17 protein-coding genes are annotated in these 15,756 nt (G+C 58.1%); 13 read left to right on the plus strand and 4 right to left on the minus strand.

Translation table 11 applies throughout. The annotated features are described in order from the left end of the window. Positions 1–892: 892 nt before the first annotated feature. Complete coding sequence (locus OZ411_RS30240; RefSeq protein ID WP_282530885.1) at positions 893–1,675, minus strand: SDR family oxidoreductase; 783 nt, start codon at positions 1,673–1,675, stop codon at positions 893–895. Between the two features lie 120 nt (positions 1,676–1,795). Here OZ411_RS30240 and OZ411_RS30245 point away from each other — a divergent pair, with 120 nt between their 5' ends. From OZ411_RS30245 to OZ411_RS30265, 5 genes are all read left to right on the plus strand, one after another. Next, entirely contained in the window at positions 1,796–2,458 is a 663-nt protein-coding gene (locus tag OZ411_RS30245) for a GntR family transcriptional regulator (RefSeq protein ID WP_282530886.1), read from the plus strand. Positions 2,459–2,473: 15 nt separating this feature from the next. After that, complete coding sequence (locus OZ411_RS30250) at positions 2,474–3,013, plus strand: TRAP transporter small permease (protein WP_282530887.1); 540 nt, start codon at positions 2,474–2,476, stop codon at positions 3,011–3,013. A 14-nt stretch (positions 3,014–3,027) separates the two neighbouring features. Further along, a complete protein-coding gene (locus OZ411_RS30255) occupies positions 3,028–4,299 on the plus strand; it encodes a TRAP transporter large permease (protein ID WP_282530888.1) in 1,272 nt (423 codons plus the stop codon). Positions 4,300–4,373: 74 nt separating this feature from the next. After that, on the plus strand, positions 4,374–5,357 hold the full coding sequence (locus tag OZ411_RS30260; RefSeq protein ID WP_282530889.1) for a TRAP transporter substrate-binding protein: 984 nt from the start codon (positions 4,374–4,376) through the stop codon (positions 5,355–5,357). A 40-nt stretch (positions 5,358–5,397) separates the two neighbouring features. Beyond that, entirely contained in the window at positions 5,398–5,778 is a 381-nt protein-coding gene (locus OZ411_RS30265; protein ID WP_282530890.1) for a cupin domain-containing protein, read from the plus strand. Between the two features lie 71 nt (positions 5,779–5,849). Here OZ411_RS30265 and OZ411_RS30270 read toward each other — a convergent pair whose 3' ends face one another. Together OZ411_RS30270 and OZ411_RS30275 are read right to left on the minus strand one after the other, a co-directional pair. Then, entirely contained in the window at positions 5,850–6,356 is a 507-nt protein-coding gene (locus tag OZ411_RS30270; RefSeq protein WP_282530891.1) for a cupin domain-containing protein, read from the minus strand. Between the two features lie 83 nt (positions 6,357–6,439). Then, the gene (locus OZ411_RS30275) at positions 6,440–7,012 is read right to left on the minus strand and encodes a MarR family winged helix-turn-helix transcriptional regulator (protein ID WP_282530892.1); all 573 of its coding nucleotides are present in this window, start codon (positions 7,010–7,012) and stop codon (positions 6,440–6,442) included. Between the two features lie 236 nt (positions 7,013–7,248). Between OZ411_RS30275 and OZ411_RS30280 the strand changes: the two genes are divergently transcribed. From OZ411_RS30280 to OZ411_RS30315, 8 genes are all read left to right on the plus strand, one after another. Next, a complete protein-coding gene (locus OZ411_RS30280; RefSeq protein WP_282530893.1) occupies positions 7,249–8,433 on the plus strand; it encodes an ABC transporter substrate-binding protein in 1,185 nt (394 codons plus the stop codon). 54 nt (positions 8,434–8,487) lie between these two features. Continuing rightward, the gene (locus OZ411_RS30285) at positions 8,488–9,318 is read left to right on the plus strand and encodes a branched-chain amino acid ABC transporter permease (protein ID WP_282530933.1); all 831 of its coding nucleotides are present in this window, start codon (positions 8,488–8,490) and stop codon (positions 9,316–9,318) included. Next, positions 9,315–10,319 carry a branched-chain amino acid ABC transporter permease gene (locus tag OZ411_RS30290; RefSeq protein ID WP_282530894.1) on the plus strand — a complete coding sequence of 335 codons (1,005 nt, stop codon included), beginning with the start codon at positions 9,315–9,317 and terminating at the stop codon, positions 10,317–10,319. The genes OZ411_RS30285 and OZ411_RS30290 overlap by 4 nt, the downstream gene beginning before the upstream one ends. Continuing rightward, a complete protein-coding gene (locus OZ411_RS30295) occupies positions 10,316–11,068 on the plus strand; it encodes an ABC transporter ATP-binding protein (RefSeq protein WP_282530895.1) in 753 nt (250 codons plus the stop codon). The genes OZ411_RS30290 and OZ411_RS30295 overlap by 4 nt, the downstream gene beginning before the upstream one ends. Further along, positions 11,061–11,792: an ABC transporter ATP-binding protein gene (locus tag OZ411_RS30300; protein ID WP_282530934.1), complete on the plus strand. Its 732-nt coding sequence runs from the start codon at positions 11,061–11,063 to the stop codon at positions 11,790–11,792. The genes OZ411_RS30295 and OZ411_RS30300 overlap by 8 nt, the downstream gene beginning before the upstream one ends. Positions 11,793–11,886: 94 nt before the next feature. Beyond that, positions 11,887–13,353 carry a 4-hydroxyphenylacetate 3-hydroxylase N-terminal domain-containing protein gene (locus OZ411_RS30305; protein ID WP_282530896.1) on the plus strand — a complete coding sequence of 489 codons (1,467 nt, stop codon included), beginning with the start codon at positions 11,887–11,889 and terminating at the stop codon, positions 13,351–13,353. A gap of 2 nt (positions 13,354–13,355) precedes the next feature. Continuing rightward, a complete protein-coding gene (locus tag OZ411_RS30310) occupies positions 13,356–14,108 on the plus strand; it encodes an alpha/beta hydrolase (protein ID WP_282530935.1) in 753 nt (250 codons plus the stop codon). A 62-nt stretch (positions 14,109–14,170) separates the two neighbouring features. Then, the gene (locus OZ411_RS30315) at positions 14,171–14,650 is read left to right on the plus strand and encodes a flavin reductase family protein (RefSeq protein WP_282530897.1); all 480 of its coding nucleotides are present in this window, start codon (positions 14,171–14,173) and stop codon (positions 14,648–14,650) included. Between the two features lie 22 nt (positions 14,651–14,672). On the opposite strand, the gene OZ411_RS30320 is transcribed toward OZ411_RS30315, so the two are convergent. Beyond that, the gene (locus OZ411_RS30320) at positions 14,673–14,948 is read right to left on the minus strand and encodes an aspartate dehydrogenase domain-containing protein (RefSeq protein ID WP_282530898.1); all 276 of its coding nucleotides are present in this window, start codon (positions 14,946–14,948) and stop codon (positions 14,673–14,675) included. Positions 14,949–15,756: the final 808 nt, after the last annotated feature.

The raw sequence follows: 15,756 nt of genomic DNA on the forward strand, positions 1-15,756 counted from the left end.
TTGTTGGGCATACGTTCTCCGTTAGAGAACTGTCCCTAATTTCCCGTGTCTCACTTTTGGGGGGCACTCCAGGAGCCTTTCATTTCCTGTTCCTCGTTGTTCATCGTCAAGCTCCTCCATTTGCGCAGTACCGTATTGGACAAACAGGTCCATTTGATGAAACGTTTGGGCGGACTAAGCGCCTGAGGCTGGCCTTTCGCAGGTTGCCAGGATATCCGTCGCTATTGCCGTAGATCGCAGAAGAGATCGAAAGAAAATACGAGAAATAGCGTCGCGAGAGTCGACAGCGACGCAATCGAAGCATCGCCACCACGCGCTGGCATCCTTGCGAAGACTGCCGATGGCGCAGCTAATGCAATGCGTTCACTAAAATTTCCCCCCGTGGGGTCTAGATTTTAAAGGGCCAAGGCGGCGAGACGCTCCCGCCCGCCTCGGCCTCCTGTCAGCGGCGTACGAGCTCTTGTTCGACCCATTGGGTCACCGAACGGCGCTTGGGCGTCCAGCCTAGTTCGCGACGAGCCTTGTCAGCGCGAACGCGACTGTTGGAGCCGAGCGCAAAAACGGCAAGCTCACGCCCCCATTTCGCGACGGCTTCCTCGGCCGGCCATGACTGCGCTTCACCGAGACCGAGCGCCCTGCCGATCGCCCGCACGAGCATGATGAAACAGCTCGAATGTGAGGTGGTACGAGCGCGGTACGGCGACCACCCTCACCTCCTTAGCCATTCTCTCGACGATTTGGCTAACATGAAAGTTCTGTTTCCTGAGCACTTCGACGTTTTATCCAGAGCACCCGAACTTGCGCGCAAAGGCCGATATGCATTCGTCCATGCCGGAACAGACTCATCACTTGATGAACGGCTATTCGATAGCTTCGCCGGCCTTATGAACTGCTACCAAGCTATCGCTCCGCCATCGACTACGTACATCGCACCGGTGACGAAGGAAGCCTCGTCGGAAGCCAGCCACAAGATCACGTTGGCAATCTCCGCGGGCGTGCCCATCCGATTCATGGGAGATCTCGCCGATAGACCCGCTACGAAGCCGGCTGGATCGTCGTGCGCAGCGATCATGCGATCGAAGTAGGTCGATCGCGTCGGGCCAGGAGCGATGCTGTTGACCCGGATCTGCTCGGCAGCGTGATCGATCGCCATTGAACGTGTTAACGCAGCCACCGCCCCCTTCGAGGCCACATATGCCGCGCGATCTGCGAGCCCAACCGCGGCGACGTTGGAGGCCGTATTGACGATCGAACCACCACCCTGCGCTGCCATGACCGGAATGGCGTACTTGGAGCACAGATATACGCCCTTCACATTGACGGCCATCACAGCATCCCAGTCTCCCTCCGCAGTTGCGACAACGTTTCCACGAATGCCGAAACCGGCATTGTTCACGAGGATGTCGATCCGACCGAACTCTCCCGACGCGAGATCGACCATAGCCTTCACGTCCTCGGCACGGGAAACATCGGCTCGGACCGCGATCGCGGCCGGCCCGAGATCGGCGGCAACTGCCTTGGCAAGATCGCCGTCACGGTCAGCGACAACGACCTTCGCGCCTTCTCTTACGAGCAGACGCGCAGCAGCCTCACCGATCCCGGCGCCAGCGCCTGTAATAATTGCAATCTTTCCATTCACACGCATAGCGACCTCTAGATTGAATACAATATCCATACTGCCGAACTACGTCAGACGGCTCAAGTAGAATTACGCTCTATTCTTGGGCATTGAGAGGAAGTTTCAGGCTTGTGGCAGTTTTCCATATGAATATTGTATTCAATCTAGGAGATAGAGATGCAAATCGGCAGACAGTCCCTTACTGATCAAATCGTAGAAGTGCTCCGCCAGCGGATCGTATCCGGGGAGCTGCCTGAAGGGACGAAACTTCGTCAGGAGAAGTTGGCAGCCGAACTCGGCGTGTCGCGTGTCCCCCTCCGCGAAGCCATCCGGCAACTCGAGGGTGAAGGTCTCGTTGCGACCGAACTCCACAAGGGTACGGTTGTATCCTCTCTCTCGCCCGGCGAGATCGAAGAACTCTTTGAGATGAGGCAACAGCTCGAGCCGTGGCTGTTTGGTCTCGCAATTCCGGCGATGTCCGAGAGCGATTTCCTGGCCGCCGAGGCGGTGATCGCCGAAGCGGCCGCCGTGACTAATGTCCGCGAATGGGGCGCACTAAATTGGCGTTTCCATCACGCTCTTTGTGCGGCGAGCGGCAGACATCTCGCTCTTCGACTCCTGCGCACTGTTCATGACAATGCCAATCGCTACGTCAATCTAAAGCTGACCGTGGCGGTCGACCCCGATCGCGAACTCGAAGATCACCGGCGCCTGCTCGCATTCGCGCGGCTCCGGGACGTTGACGGCGGCATGGCCATGTTGCGCGAGCACATCGGTTCTGTCGCCGACAGTCTCACGGCCTGGATCGAGCGCGGGCGCACGCGCTCCGACGTCGCCTGAAGAAGGACGCGCCGCATGATGTCTTTTCTGCGCATTGTCGATTGGATGAATGTGGGCATCCGCTACACCGTCGGCGCCATTCTCGGTGTGATGGTTCTAGTGATCGCATTGCAGATCATCGTTCGATTTGTTCTGCCGGGTATGGGCTTAATCGTATCAGTGCCTTGGTCCGAGGAGACCGCTCGCTATCTGATGATCTGGTGCATTTTTCTCGGCGCGGCCGTCGCTGCACGCTCGGGCGCTTTGATTGCCGTCGACACCCTCCCCGATTCACTTCCTCAGCGGACCGGAGACTTAGTTCGCCTGGCAGCACTTCTCATCACGGTCGGCTTCTTCGGCCACCTGATCTGGCTCGGCTGGCGCTGGGTTGAATTCGGGGAGAGTGAGACCTCGACGGTGCTTAATCTGCCAATGGCGTGGGTTTATCTCGCGCTTCCGGTCGGTGCGACAGTTGCAATCATCAACATCTGCGCATTCATCGTCGAACACCGGATCAAGTCGAAAACGTCCCTGGCCGTGGCTGCTGGTGACAATCCTGAAAACACCCTGGTTTAGGTTGGGAGGCGGCCTTGGCCATTCTATTCGGCTCGATGACTATTCTGATCGTGATCGCCGTACCCATTTTCGCGGTTATGGGGATATCATCCATCGTTGCGCTTCGGGCAAAGGGAATTGATCTCATAAGCGTGCCTCAGAATGTATTTGAGGCACTCGATTCCTTCGCACTGCTGGCCGTACCCTTCTATGTGCTTGCGGGCAACATCATGAAGGTCGGAGGGATTTCCAACCGGCTGATCGGGCTGGCAACCGCCCTCCTCGGCTGGATGCGCGGCGGCGTCGGAAGCGCGGCAATCCTGACCTGCATGTTCTTCTCGACGATTTCGGGTTCGTCCTCCGCCACCACCGCCGCAGTCGGCTCGACAATGGTTCCGGCGATGCAGCGTAAGGGATATCCAAAGAACTTTGCGGCCGCCACCGTCGCCGTCGGCGGTGAACTCGGTGCCATCATCCCGCCCTCACTGCCGATGGTGATTTACGGGCTCGTAGCCAATGTCTCCATCGGCGGCCTCTTCATTGCGGGTATCGTTCCCGGCGTCCTGATCGGACTCAGTCTGATCATCACCATCTGCCTCGTCGCGAAGGTGCAAGACTTCGATCAAACGCAAGCCGTCCCGTTTCGCGAATGGGCCCGTAACGTCTTTGTCGTAGGACGCGAGGCGATCGTCGCGCTGATGATGCCCGTGATCATACTTGGCGGCATCTATTCCGGAGCCTTCACCGCAACCGAGGCCTCGGTGGTCGCTGTGATCTACGGCTTTCTCGTCAGTCGCTTCGTCTATCACGAGATGACATTCAAGGATCTCATCACGATCCTGAACGACTCGGCGGTGATGACCGGCATGGTTATGCTTATCGTCGCGTTCGCCGCTCTGTTCGGCTATGCGATGACGATCAACCAGATCCCGCAGTATTTCGGCGAGCTGGTCTCGAAAATTGCCAGCGGTCCTATCGGCTTTCTGTTGCTCGTGAACGTCCTTCTGTTCGTTGTTGGCACATTCATGGAAGCGCTGGCCACGATCCTCATTCTCGCCCCGATCCTGACACCTGTCGCCCAGACCTACGGCATCGATCCAGTCCATTTCGGAATCATCTTCATCGTCAATGTGGCAACGGGCATGGTCACACCACCGGTCGCCGTCAATCTCAACATCGCAAGCGAAATATCCGGCGTGCCGATGGACGCGATGATGAAGCCCGTGCTGATTTTCCTCGCCGTTCTGACGATCGACGTCCTGCTCATCAGCTACGTACCCGCAATCTCTCTAGTGCTGCTGCGATAAGCGCCGACACGCATCGTTAGCCCCCAATCTTTCTAACCTCTCGCGGGATTGGCCCGCACAATCAGGAGCATCCGATGAGAAAATTTCGTCTGTCGTGCTTGGCCGTTGCCGGATATCTCGTTTCAGTGCCCGCGTCGGCTCAGAGCGTTGAGCTGAATGTCGGGCACGTTCTCACGACGTCGAGCCATTATCACGCCGCCGCGGCCAAACTTGCGGAGGTCGCCGCCGCCAAGTCGAACGGTCAGATCAAGATCAACATCTTTCCGGGCGCGCAGCTCGGCGGAGAGGTGAAACAAATCCAGTCGGTCCGCACCGGCACCCAAGATATCGTCGTGACCGGCGAAGCGCCCGTCGAAAATACCGTCAAGGATTTCACGGTGTTTTCGTTCCCTTACATCTTCAAGAGCATAGATCAGGCCAACAGCGTTCTGCAGGGCCCTATCGGACGCGAGATGCTCGATCTTCTACCGCGCTACAACTTGGTGGGTCTGGGCTTCATCTCGGCTTTGGAACGCAACATCTTCACCAACGGCAAGGTGGTCAAGTCTGCAGCAGACATGAAGGGTCTCAAGATCCGCGTCATCCAAGGACCGGGTTATGTGAAGGCTTATGAGGCGCTCGGCGCCCAGCCCACGCCGATGGCCTATACCGAACTCTACGTAGCACTGCAGAATGGAGCGGTCGACGCCGCCGAGAACTCGCCTGACGTATTTCTCCAGGATCGCTTTATCGAAGTATCCAAGACCTATGTTCTCGCAAAGGTCATGTATATGCCGGGTGTCATCATCATGTCGAAGTCAAAGTTAGACTCACTGTCGCCCGAGCACCAAAAGATCATGCAGGAGGCCTCGGCCGAAGCGGTAGTGTTCGCAAACGCGCACTATAAGAAAGACTACGAAGCCAGCCTTGAGACCATGCGGAAGAGCAAGATCGAGATCATCGAGCCGGATCTTGAGAGCTTTCGCGCGACCGCTCCGCAGACACATGTCGCTCTCTTGAAGGAATTTCCCATGGCCAAGCCTTGGCTCGAGAAGATCCAGGCTGCGACCGGCAAGTAGCCTTGGACCAAGTCCGCCAGACCAATAGAAGAGAATATCAATGGAATTGATCGATCACAGCACCCAGGACTTCGAACTCTGGCGTCCTGGGGTGAAGACTTATATGCGGGTCTCCGCCCTGACGAGCTCGCACCAGCTTTGCATTTTCGAGCAGTTTTGCGATCCCGGTCTTGGTGCCCCCATCCACATACATGCCGTCGAAGAAGTTCTCGAAGTTATGGAAGGAAAGGCAGAGATCTATCTCGGCGACGAGACGCGCGTTGTTCTGCCAAATCAGTCTGTCGTAATACCGGCGGGCTGGCGCCACGGCTTCAAGAACATCGGCACCGATATCCTTAAGGTCCGGGCAACCCTCGCGGCTGCTATCTTCGAAGCGGGGTATGATGATGGCCGCGAGTCTTCTCGTCGTTACAATCCTTGAGAGGCGCTCATCGATAGTCAACCGATCAAGCGGCCAATTCGAGCCGCTTGATCGCGCTCGACCCTATCGCTCTATTTCGGAGGAGCGAACGCTGTACGGCGCTCGATCTCAAGAACGTCGTCCGGCCGCGCGAAATTCTCGGGTGTCGGCTCCCCGGCGCGACGTGGTCGTCCAACGAGACGGAAGAATTCCTCCAGCCCGTGCGGGGCGATAAACCAAAGCCAGTGCATGTCCCGCTCGCCGTCGTTGACGAACTTGTGGCGGCGATGCCGGCCGATAAAAATTGTCGTCCCCGGAACGAGCGGATGTTCTTCGCCGTCGATGACCGCCTTCCCGCTCCCGGAGATGAAATGCAGTACTTCATCATGTTCGGGATGCGCATGTTCGCGAACGAACCCGCCGGGTGGAACGGTTTGGGTTCCGAGGCTGAATCGGTTCTGCATCTCAACGAGATGAGGCGCAATGAGCACGTCGATGTGGCCGTTGGCCGGGACGGGCTGCCAATAACTTTCTCCCTTGCCGGGAGCTACTACGAGAACGGCACCGCGATCTGCGTCGAGCGCTAAGGCTTTTGTCATGGTCAGGCTTCCTGGGCTGCGATATAGGTCAAACTTATAGATAAGCTACTTACCTAAGTCCACGCCCTTACCTTTGCGACAGATCAATTTGCGCCGGTCTCTCCGTCAGTCCACCAATGTGGTGCCTCGAGTTCGTGGATGGCTCGGCCGAAATCGGTGATCAGAACCTGTATGAGGTGCTGGAAAACTTTCGCTTCGTCGTTCGTGATGGATCCGAAAATCATATCATTGGCGATAAGGCGCATTTTTGCGACCCGGCGCACGGCTTCTTCTCCTGCCGCGGTCAACGACAAAACAATACTGCGACGATCCTTAGTGTTCGTCCGCTTTTGAAGATATCCGGCGGCAATCAGCTTGTTCACTTCCGCGGTCACGAAAGGGCTGGAGACGTGCATGATTTTGGTCAGATCGCGAACTGTCGCCTCCCCGGCCTCGGCGATAGCGACGATCATGCTGTACTGCGGTGCGGTGACGCCGATATAGGCCCCGTAATATTCGCGCGCCTTCAGCATCATCGACGAGACCTGCAACAGGCCATAGATCATCTTCCGGAAGTCTTGGTCCCGTCCGTTGACCAGAAATGGCTTCAGCGACGTACTCAAGGGCGGAAACGGCTCGCTGTTCTTGGTTTTCCGCGGCTGCTTCTTCACACTCATCTTTCCATCCTGGCACCTGGCTCCAACTCGCTCGCCTGTGTCCGCAGCGGTAAGAGTTTTCACGGGAAATTTCAAGGCAATCAAACACTTTACGGGCAAGTGCTGGAAATAAAGGCCGTCCTTGCCGAGAAAATGCGCATCTAGTATACATAAGTTAGATATATAAAATTTCATCGGAAGAAACGCGTTGGCATCCGGAGACTGGAGTCTCCGGGTATTTTTTGAGGGCAGCTCTAATGAAAAGATTGGTACCCGTTATCGCTTCTCTGGCATTGGCTGCCGGAGCTTTCACTCAAGCCGCGGCAGACGAAGTGGTTAAGGTCGGCACTGTTCTTGCTCTGACAGGGCCGTTTGCGTCCATGGGCGACGCCGTAGACAAAGGCGCAAAACTCTACGTCAAGCTCCATCAGAAAGACCTGCCGAAGGGCGTTTCGGTCGAACTTATCCGCCGCGACAATGCCGGCCCCAACCCCTCCGCAGCCAAGCGACTGGCGCAGGAAATGGTCGTCCGCGACAAGATCTCCTATCTCACGGGCGCCGTCTTCACCCCGGACGCAGCTGCCATTGCTCCTCTGGCAACGGAAGCAAAGCTGCCCTTCATCCTGCCGAATGCGACGACGTCGAGCCTGACGCGGCAGTCGCCCTATATCGTGCGCGTATCGCTGACGCAGTGGCAGGTAGCCTATCCGATGGGCCAGTGGGCCGCGAAACAGGGAAACAAGACCGCCTATGTGGTGGTCGCTGACTACGCAGCGGGTTACGACACACAGGAAGCCTTCACGAAGGGATTTACCGAGAGCGGTGGCGAAGTTACGGGCGTCATTCGCATCCCGCAGAATGTCACCGACTTTGCGCCGTACATGCAGCGCATCAAGGATGGCAAACCGAGCATGGTCTTCATGTTCATCAATTCGCGCATTGCCGCCCTCAAAGCCTATCAGGCTGCGGGGTTGAAGGAGGCAGGAATCCAGTTGATGGGACCCGGCGACCTTCTCAACGACGACGACGTCTCGGCGATGGGTGATGCCGCAAACGGCGTCGTCACTGGCGGCATCTACACGTCGAACCAGGTCGATCCGATTCCTCAGAATGCCGCCTTCATGAAGGCGTGGCAGGACGAATACGGTTCGGACAAGCCCAGCTATCTCGGAGTTACCGGCTGGGACACCATGGATATGATCTATGGGTCGATCAAGACCCTGGGGCCGAAGGCAACGCCTGAAGCGATCCTGAGCTACCTGTCTAATTGGAAAACAGACAAGAGCCCTCGCGGGGATATCTCCATCGATCCGAAGACCCGCGACATCGTGCAGAACGTCGTCGTCAACAAAATGGAGATGATCGACGGCAAGATGGTCAACCGTCGCATCGACACCATCAAGGACGTCTGCGACCCCTGGAAGATTGTAAATCCCGAGTAAGTGCGCATCACGATGGGATTTCTCGATACCCTCCCGAGCATCATATTCCATGGCATGGCCTATGCCGTGGTCCTGTACCTCATATCCGTGGGCCTTTCGGTAACGATGGGCCTCCTCGGAATCGCAAACCTAGCTCATGGCGTTTTCGCCATGGCCGGGGGCTACTTGGCCATGACACTCCTATCGTCCCGCGGCTGGTCCTTCCCGGCCGCGATCGGCGCGTCGTTTCTCGTCGTCGCCCTGGTCGGAGCCTTGCTCGAGCGCACATTGTATTCCAGGCTCTACAAATCGACCGAGCTTGAGCAGGTGCTGTTCTCGATCGGCGCAATCTTCATGGGCGCCGCGATATTCCACTATCTGTACGGCCCTCTCATGCAGCGCGTTGATCTCCCCGCCGCGCTGCGCAGTGCCGTCACGATCGGATCGTTCAGCTTCCCCATTTACCGCCTGATGCTGATCGTCGTTGGACTTCTCGTTTTCGCGGTCCTGTCGCTTTGCATCGAGTTCACGCTGATCGGAGCCAGGATTCGCGCAACCGTCGATAATGCGGTGATGGCTCAAACGATCGGCGTCAACACCCCTGCGCTATACACTGCAATCTTTGCACTCGGGAGCGGCCTCGCTGCCCTTGGCGGCGGTCTCGGCGCCGAGATCATCCCTCTGTTTCCCGACTATGCCGCCACCCATCTGGCGGACTTCCTGATCGTGGTCGCCGTGGGCGGTCTCGGCACAATTCGCGGACCATTCTTCTCGGCGATCCTGCTCGGGATGGCGGACACCGCTTGCAAGATCTTGGCACCGGACTTTGCGGCTTTCTTCACCTACGCCGCCGTCTTCCTGATCCTTAGTATTCGGCCTCACGGTCTATTCGGTCTCAAATCATGACAACCCTGCCTACCGAAGGCGTGGTCCGCGCATTCCTTGCGCGCGATCGACTCCGTCCGATCGAGACCCTCCCCTGGATCGCGCTCGCCGTTACCTATTTCGCCTTTCCGGAAGGACTGCCGCTTGGCTCCCAGATCATCGTGATGATCCTGTTCGCAATGTCGATGGACATTCTGGCCGGATACACCGGGATCGTCACTCTCGGCCACGCCGCGTTCTACGGCGCCGGGGCCTATACGGTCGGCATCCTCTCGGCCACCGGACGTGTACAGGATCCCGTCGCAGGCTTGATCATCGGTGGCATCGTAAGCGCTGCACTGGGGGCCCTCGCCGGCAGTCTGATGCTCCGCACCCGCGGCCTCGCGCTTCTCATCCTGAGCCTGGCACTGCTGTTGATGCTTCAGCAGACCGCCAATCAGCTTTCGTCATGGACCGGTGGTTCCGACGGATTGCAAGGGATGACCCTAAGCGCTGTGCTCGGCTCCTTCTCATTCGGCTTCGACGGCCGTGTGATGTTCGTCTACGCTTCGGGTGTGCTGTTCGTTTGCTGGACGCTCGTCCGAATCTTGGTGATCACCCCATTCGGTCGTTCCCTGGTTGGCATCCGAGAGAACCCTACGCGCATGGCCGCGATCGGCGTAAACGTGCGCGGCCGGGAAATCGCTGCATTCACGATCTCCGCCGGTCTTGCGGGAATCGCCGGCGGCCTATCCGCTCAGGTCGATCAGTTCGTTTCACTGAACGCCTTGAGCTTCGAACTCTCGGGCGGTGTCTTGGTTATCCTGGTGCTCGGAGGTCTCGGCCGACTTTACGGCGCCTTCATCGGTGCGCCGATCTACCTGATCGCGCAGGACGCGCTTGCCAAGGACAATCCGATCTACTGGCATTTCTGGCTTGGCTTGATGCTGATCCTGGTCGTCCTCTTCGCCAAGGGCGGCATCCTTGGCTTGATTGACGCGATCCGCATGCGATGGTGCACCGCCCGAGGGGATCGCACATGACCGTGGTTCTCGAAACACGCGCGCTGCGAAAGGACTTCGGCGCCCTCACCGTAACCAACAACGTCGATTTTGCGCTGGAGCAAGGTGCCCGCCACGCCCTGATCGGCCCAAACGGCGCAGGCAAGACAACATTCATCAATCTGCTGATGGGAAACGTGGCACCGAGCAGTGGCACCGTTGTGCTCGCCGGACAAGAAATTGACGGCCTTCGAACCGACCAGCGTATCAGGCGCGGCTTGGTTCGAACTTTTCAGATCAATCAGTTGCTGACTGGTCTTACCGTTCTTGAGAACGTCCAGCTCGCCACTATCGAAAGAGACGGGCTCGGAAACCGTATCTTGCTTGCACGCCAACAACAGCGTCGCGCCGCTGAGGAAGCATATGCCCTGCTGACCTCGCTCGGTCTCGCCGACGTAGCATTGTCGAAGGTGTCGGATCTGCCATATGGGCGACAGCGGCTCGTCGAAGTCGTCATTGCTTTGGCTCTCAAGCCAAAGGTTTTGCTGCTCGATGAACCGGCAGCGGGCGTTCCGCCAGCCGACTCGCATCGCATGCTTGAGCTCATCGCGACGATGCCGACCGACCTCGCCGTGCTGATCATCGAACATGACATGGAACTGGTGTTCCGTTTTGCCCATCGCATCACCGTCCTCTCCCAAGGCGCCGTGCTTCGCCATGGTACGCCCAAGGAGATCATCGAAGATCCTGACGTTCAGGCGGTTTATCTCGGAGCGCCCAAACATGACTAATCGGAGCGCGACGATCCTTTCCTGCCGAGACGTTCGATCGGGCTGGGGAGCGACCGAAATCCTCGACGGCATTTCATTCGATCTCTCCGCTGGAGAGACGATGGCGATTCTCGGCCGCAACGGTGTCGGCAAGACTACGCTTCTGTCGACCATCATGGGGCGCGCACGGTTCCGATCTGGAGAGCTCGTATTCCAAGGTCACTCGATCCTCGGCACGTCGATCATGAAGCGGAGCCGACTCGGCATCGCCCTGGTCCCCCAGGAGCGCGAGATCTTCCGATCCCTCACCGTGCTCGAAAATATGCAGATTGCGCAGCGATCGGGCGGATGGACGCTCGAACAGGCATACGACCTGTTCCCACGGTTGTCCGAGCGCCAGAAGCACTTAGGCAATCATCTCTCCGGCGGCGAGCAGCAGATGCTTGCCATCGCCCGCAGCCTGATGGCCGGACCGAAGCTGCTGATGCTTGACGAACCCATGGAGGGGCTTGCCCCTGTCATCATCGATCAGATCATACACGCGATCAGCCGCATCCAGCGGGAGAACGAGATCGCCGTACTGCTGGTCGAACAGCACGCCTCGATTGCGCTTTCCATGTCGGAGCACGTGCTCGTGATGGAACGCGGCCGCAGCATCTACGACAACGGTTCGGGAGAGAAACCGGACAGGGCGAAAATCGAAGGCCTTCTGGCCCTTGGAAATTCCGAGATGCCGACAAAATAGATAATTTACTTATCTAGTTTTTAATGACAAATCGTTGTATGAGTTCGAAATCGATCACGTGGTCCGGACGGACCATAGGAGCTTCCCCATGATCTTGACTGGCAAGGAATACCTCGAAAGCATCCGCGACGGGCGCGCTCTGTACGTCGGCGGCGAGCGCATCAAGGATGCGACGACGCATCCGGCGTTCAAAGGCGGTGCGCGCACGTTTGCCGACCTGTACGACATGAAAGCGGCGCCCGAGAACCGCGACCTGATGACTTTCGAAGAGGACGGCGAGTGCTTCTCGGCGCACTATCTACAGCCGCGGTCCCAGGAGGATCTGCGTCGCAGGAGCCGAGCCCATCGGAAGATCGCCGACTTCACCCTCGGTTTGATGGGCCGCACCCCCGATGCTGTCGCAGGCAATATCACTGGCTTGAGCATGCAGCCGGACGTTTTCGACGTTCCTGGCGGATACAAGAGCAACATGCTCTCGATCTATCGCCACATGCGCCGCAACGACATCTTCTGCACCTATGCGATCGTTCCGCCACAAGGTGCTCGCAGCAAGGATTACTACCAGAACAACGTCACGCAGCCCGCGCTTCGCGTCACTGCCGAGGACGACAAGGGCGTTACGCTCAACGGCATGAAGATGCTGGCCACCGGAGCTGCCTACGCGCATGAAGTGCTGATCGGCAACGTCATGCCGCTTGACCCCTCCCGCAAGAAGGAAGCCGTGACCTGCGTAATTCCGCTGAACCTTCCGGGAATTTCATTATGGGCACGTCGTCCGTTCAACCGCGGCGACGAAGCGGAATTCGACCAGCCCCTTACTGCCCGATACGATGAGTCGGATTGCATGCTGGTCTTCCGCGACGTGAAGGTTCCGTGGGAGAAGATCATCGTTCACGACGACGCCGACCTGTCGCGAAACATCTACCACCACACACCTGCGCATGTGATCGCCAACCATCAATGCATGGTTCGTTTCTCGGCGAAGATGCGCACCCTGCTCGCCACCGCGAATGCCGTAACCCGCGCGACCGGTGCTCACAGTATTCCCGCCGTTCGCGATCTGCTGGGTCGTCTTGCCGCGATGGAGGGCGGTTTCAGTGCCATGGTGGCGGGTCAGATAGAAAATTGGGAGCCTGTCGGCAGCGACGGCGCCATGTTCGGTCGTCGCGAGCTTTATGGCACCGTTCATTGGGCCATGGAAAACCACAGCATGCTGATCGATACGATCCGCGAATTGATGGGGGGCGGCCACTTCCAGTTCCCGGCGGACATCGGCGTCCTCAACGATCCCGAACTGGGAGCTATCTTCACGGACCTGTGGGCCGCAGGTGACGTCTCGGCCGTCGATCGCATGCGCATCTTCAAATTTGCCTGGGATTTGATCGGTTCGGACCTTGCCAGCCGATCGACGTCCTATGAAAAATTCTTTGTCGGCCCAGCATTCGCCGTTCGCAACTACAACTTCATCTATACGCCGTGGGACGACTTGAACGGCATCGTGGAGGATGCGATGAGCAGATACGATGTACCTCACAACCTGACGCAGGAAGCAGCGCAGTGACGATGCAAATGATTGGCAATCTGGCGTGCACCGTCGAAGGCAGCGGTCCACCGCTCATTTTCGTAACGGGTCTCGGCGGCCGCGCCGATTACTGGCATCTGCAAGTGAAACACCTTGCGGACCGTTTCACCTGCATCACCTACGATCATCCGGGTATCGGCCAAAGCCCGAGCGTGCCCACTCCCTATTCCGTTGCCGGATGGGCTGCGGACGTCCTCGGGATCGCCGATGCTCTCTGTGGGGGGGGATTTAGCTTGGTCGGACATTCGACCGGCGGCGCGATCGCTCAGTACATCGCTGCCCATACGCCAGACCGGGTCTCACGGTTGTGTCTGACTGGCACCTGGGCCTACGCAGATATGCGCTTTCGGACTGTGTTCGCGCTGCGGCGGAATATGCTCGCTGCGGGGGACGCCGAAGGATACGGCGTTCTCGGCACTATCCTGACGAAGCCCCTGGTATGGCCCGAGAGCAAACCGCCGGGAGGACGTTCCGACAGCGACGCCGAGGTTACTCTGGGCCGGATCGACGCGCTACTTGCGCATGACAGTCGATCCTATCTCGACAAGATCGTGGCACCGACCCTCGTATGCAGTGCGCTCGATGATCTCCTGGTACCCGGCAATCACGGTCGGCAGCTTGCGGACGCGATCGCATCCGCCGAACTGAAACTATTCGATCGGGGCGGCCACCATTTCCCTCAGACTCAGAGCGTGGCATTCAATGCGGCGCTTTCGACCTTTCTCGACCGTTGATGCCCCTCTCCGCTAGGCCCACGACGATTGATCGGTCAGCTTAGAAGAACTGGACTTCCCTCATGAACGCTCAACCAAGATCATTTCGGGATGCTCTCGGCCAGTTTCCGACGGGCGTGGCACTTGTCACGGCCAGAACGCCCGGCGAACAGCCGCTCGGACTCACCATCAGTTCGTTCAATTCGGTGTCGCTCGATCCGCCTCTCGTGCTGTTCAGTGTGGATCGCAAGGCGCTTAGCCTCAAACGCCTTCTCGAAGCCTCCGGTTTCGTCATCAACATTCTGGCGCGCGAGCACAAGCACATCTCGTCGGCGTTCTCGCGGCCGCTTGAGAAGGACTGGTCGAGGATCAATTATCGGATGAACGAGTTCACGGCACCACTCATTAATGATGCCCTGGCGCATTTCGAATGCGAACATTACGCACAGCATGACGGAGGCGACCATGTCATCGTGGTCGGTCGGGTCGTCAACTTCTCGCACCGACCCAGCGGTTCGCCGCTGGTGTTTTTCCGTGGCCAGTATCGGGATATTCATCCCTGACGGCTCGCCAGCTCCAGACCGACTAGAGCGCGGGCACGAATTCGCGCCGGATTGCCTGTTCGATACTAAGCGCCGCCAACCAGGAAGTTTTCGGATTGTCGGGCAACGGCTCGTTAGTAAGGCGTATCTCCATCTCGCCGAATCCTCCAACCGCCCGAAGCAGATGCTGATTGCGAGCGATCGACGGATCGGCAATCAGTCGGACGAGCGTTTTGCTGAAGCCAACTCCGGCCAACGACACAGCGGCAGTAACGTTGGCGTTCTTCGGAAACAGGCGGCGCGTATGCGCCCATTGCACGTCTCTTTGGTAAGCAGCTTGGTTTCTCTCTTATGAAAAGCGAGAGCGATTTGCTCATCCGGGTGATGACCGATCTGGCAGCGAGCGGGTGCGTATGCCTGCCCCTTCATGACGCCGTTATCGTCGGGGCGTCACATGTCGAAATGGCGGCTAGAGTGATGCGTGATGCGTTCGAAGCGGGCACCACATATCCCGTCGGCGCGATCGTTTCAGTGAAATAAATCAATACAAATCAATGTCTTGCTTGTTACGCCTCCGCTAATGGAGGTGTGAGCTCTAGGGGGCGGCCTCTAAGAGGTTGGCCCTTGGAGGTCCAGCTTTGTGGTTGCCGCTAGATGCCCCCTTGAAGGCTAGACCTCTACAGTTGGGTGGGATCAAATCCTCCCCATCTCGAAGGCTAACTACACGCCCTCCCCGATGGCCAGCCCAAAGCTCACCATGGCGACACAAGGCATATAGGGGAGGTGCTCAAACTCACCGCCTTGGCACCGGTCAGTATCGAGAAGGCAGACCTAAGGAGTCAGCTCGCCGGTCTACCTTGTAGGTAGCTCCTATGGATGAGGCACGACCCTGCACACCCCCTCCTTAAAGCCTGAGCATGGTGGAGAGACCTCGTGTCAACATGTGATGCCTACCGATAAGGAGAGCCATTGAGCACAGGGATGGAGCAAGCCACCCTCATCCTCGCCCTGGAACCAAGTATCGACGCATTGCTGCAACAGGTCTTCTTGTCGCCGTCAGTCGTAGCGGTCTGAGACATCCACCTGCGGGACATCAAGGTGGCGCTTGAATCGTCGATCTGCTACGT

It is taken from the genome of Bradyrhizobium sp. Arg237L (assembly GCF_029990105.1).
Taxonomy (GTDB): Bacteria; Pseudomonadota; Alphaproteobacteria; order Rhizobiales; family Xanthobacteraceae; genus Bradyrhizobium.

What these genes read in the sequence shown, in the direction of transcription:
- OZ411_RS30250 (WP_282530887.1), top strand. Translation starts at nt 2,474, where the DNA reads ATGATGTCTTTTCTGCGCATTGTCGATTGGATGAATGTGGGCATCCGC.
- OZ411_RS30275 (WP_282530892.1), bottom strand. Translation starts at nt 7,012, where the DNA reads ATGAGTGTGAAGAAGCAGCCGCGGAAAACCAAGAACAGCGAGCCGTTT.
- OZ411_RS30290 (WP_282530894.1), top strand. Translation starts at nt 9,315, where the DNA reads ATGACAACCCTGCCTACCGAAGGCGTGGTCCGCGCATTCCTTGCGCGC.
- OZ411_RS30300 (WP_282530934.1), top strand. Translation starts at nt 11,061, where the DNA reads ATGACTAATCGGAGCGCGACGATCCTTTCCTGCCGAGACGTTCGATCG.
- OZ411_RS30280 (WP_282530893.1), top strand. Translation starts at nt 7,249, where the DNA reads ATGAAAAGATTGGTACCCGTTATCGCTTCTCTGGCATTGGCTGCCGGA.
- OZ411_RS30295 (WP_282530895.1), top strand. Translation starts at nt 10,316, where the DNA reads ATGACCGTGGTTCTCGAAACACGCGCGCTGCGAAAGGACTTCGGCGCC.
- OZ411_RS30265 (WP_282530890.1), top strand. Translation starts at nt 5,398, where the DNA reads ATGGAATTGATCGATCACAGCACCCAGGACTTCGAACTCTGGCGTCCT.
- OZ411_RS30310 (WP_282530935.1), top strand. Translation starts at nt 13,356, where the DNA reads ATGCAAATGATTGGCAATCTGGCGTGCACCGTCGAAGGCAGCGGTCCA.
- OZ411_RS30270 (WP_282530891.1), bottom strand. Translation starts at nt 6,356, where the DNA reads ATGACAAAAGCCTTAGCGCTCGACGCAGATCGCGGTGCCGTTCTCGTA.
- OZ411_RS30240 (WP_282530885.1), bottom strand. Translation starts at nt 1,675, where the DNA reads ATGGATATTGTATTCAATCTAGAGGTCGCTATGCGTGTGAATGGAAAG.
- OZ411_RS30245 (WP_282530886.1), top strand. Translation starts at nt 1,796, where the DNA reads ATGCAAATCGGCAGACAGTCCCTTACTGATCAAATCGTAGAAGTGCTC.
- OZ411_RS30260 (WP_282530889.1), top strand. Translation starts at nt 4,374, where the DNA reads ATGAGAAAATTTCGTCTGTCGTGCTTGGCCGTTGCCGGATATCTCGTT.
- OZ411_RS30315 (WP_282530897.1), top strand. Translation starts at nt 14,171, where the DNA reads ATGAACGCTCAACCAAGATCATTTCGGGATGCTCTCGGCCAGTTTCCG.
- OZ411_RS30285 (WP_282530933.1), top strand. Translation starts at nt 8,488, where the DNA reads ATGGCCTATGCCGTGGTCCTGTACCTCATATCCGTGGGCCTTTCGGTA.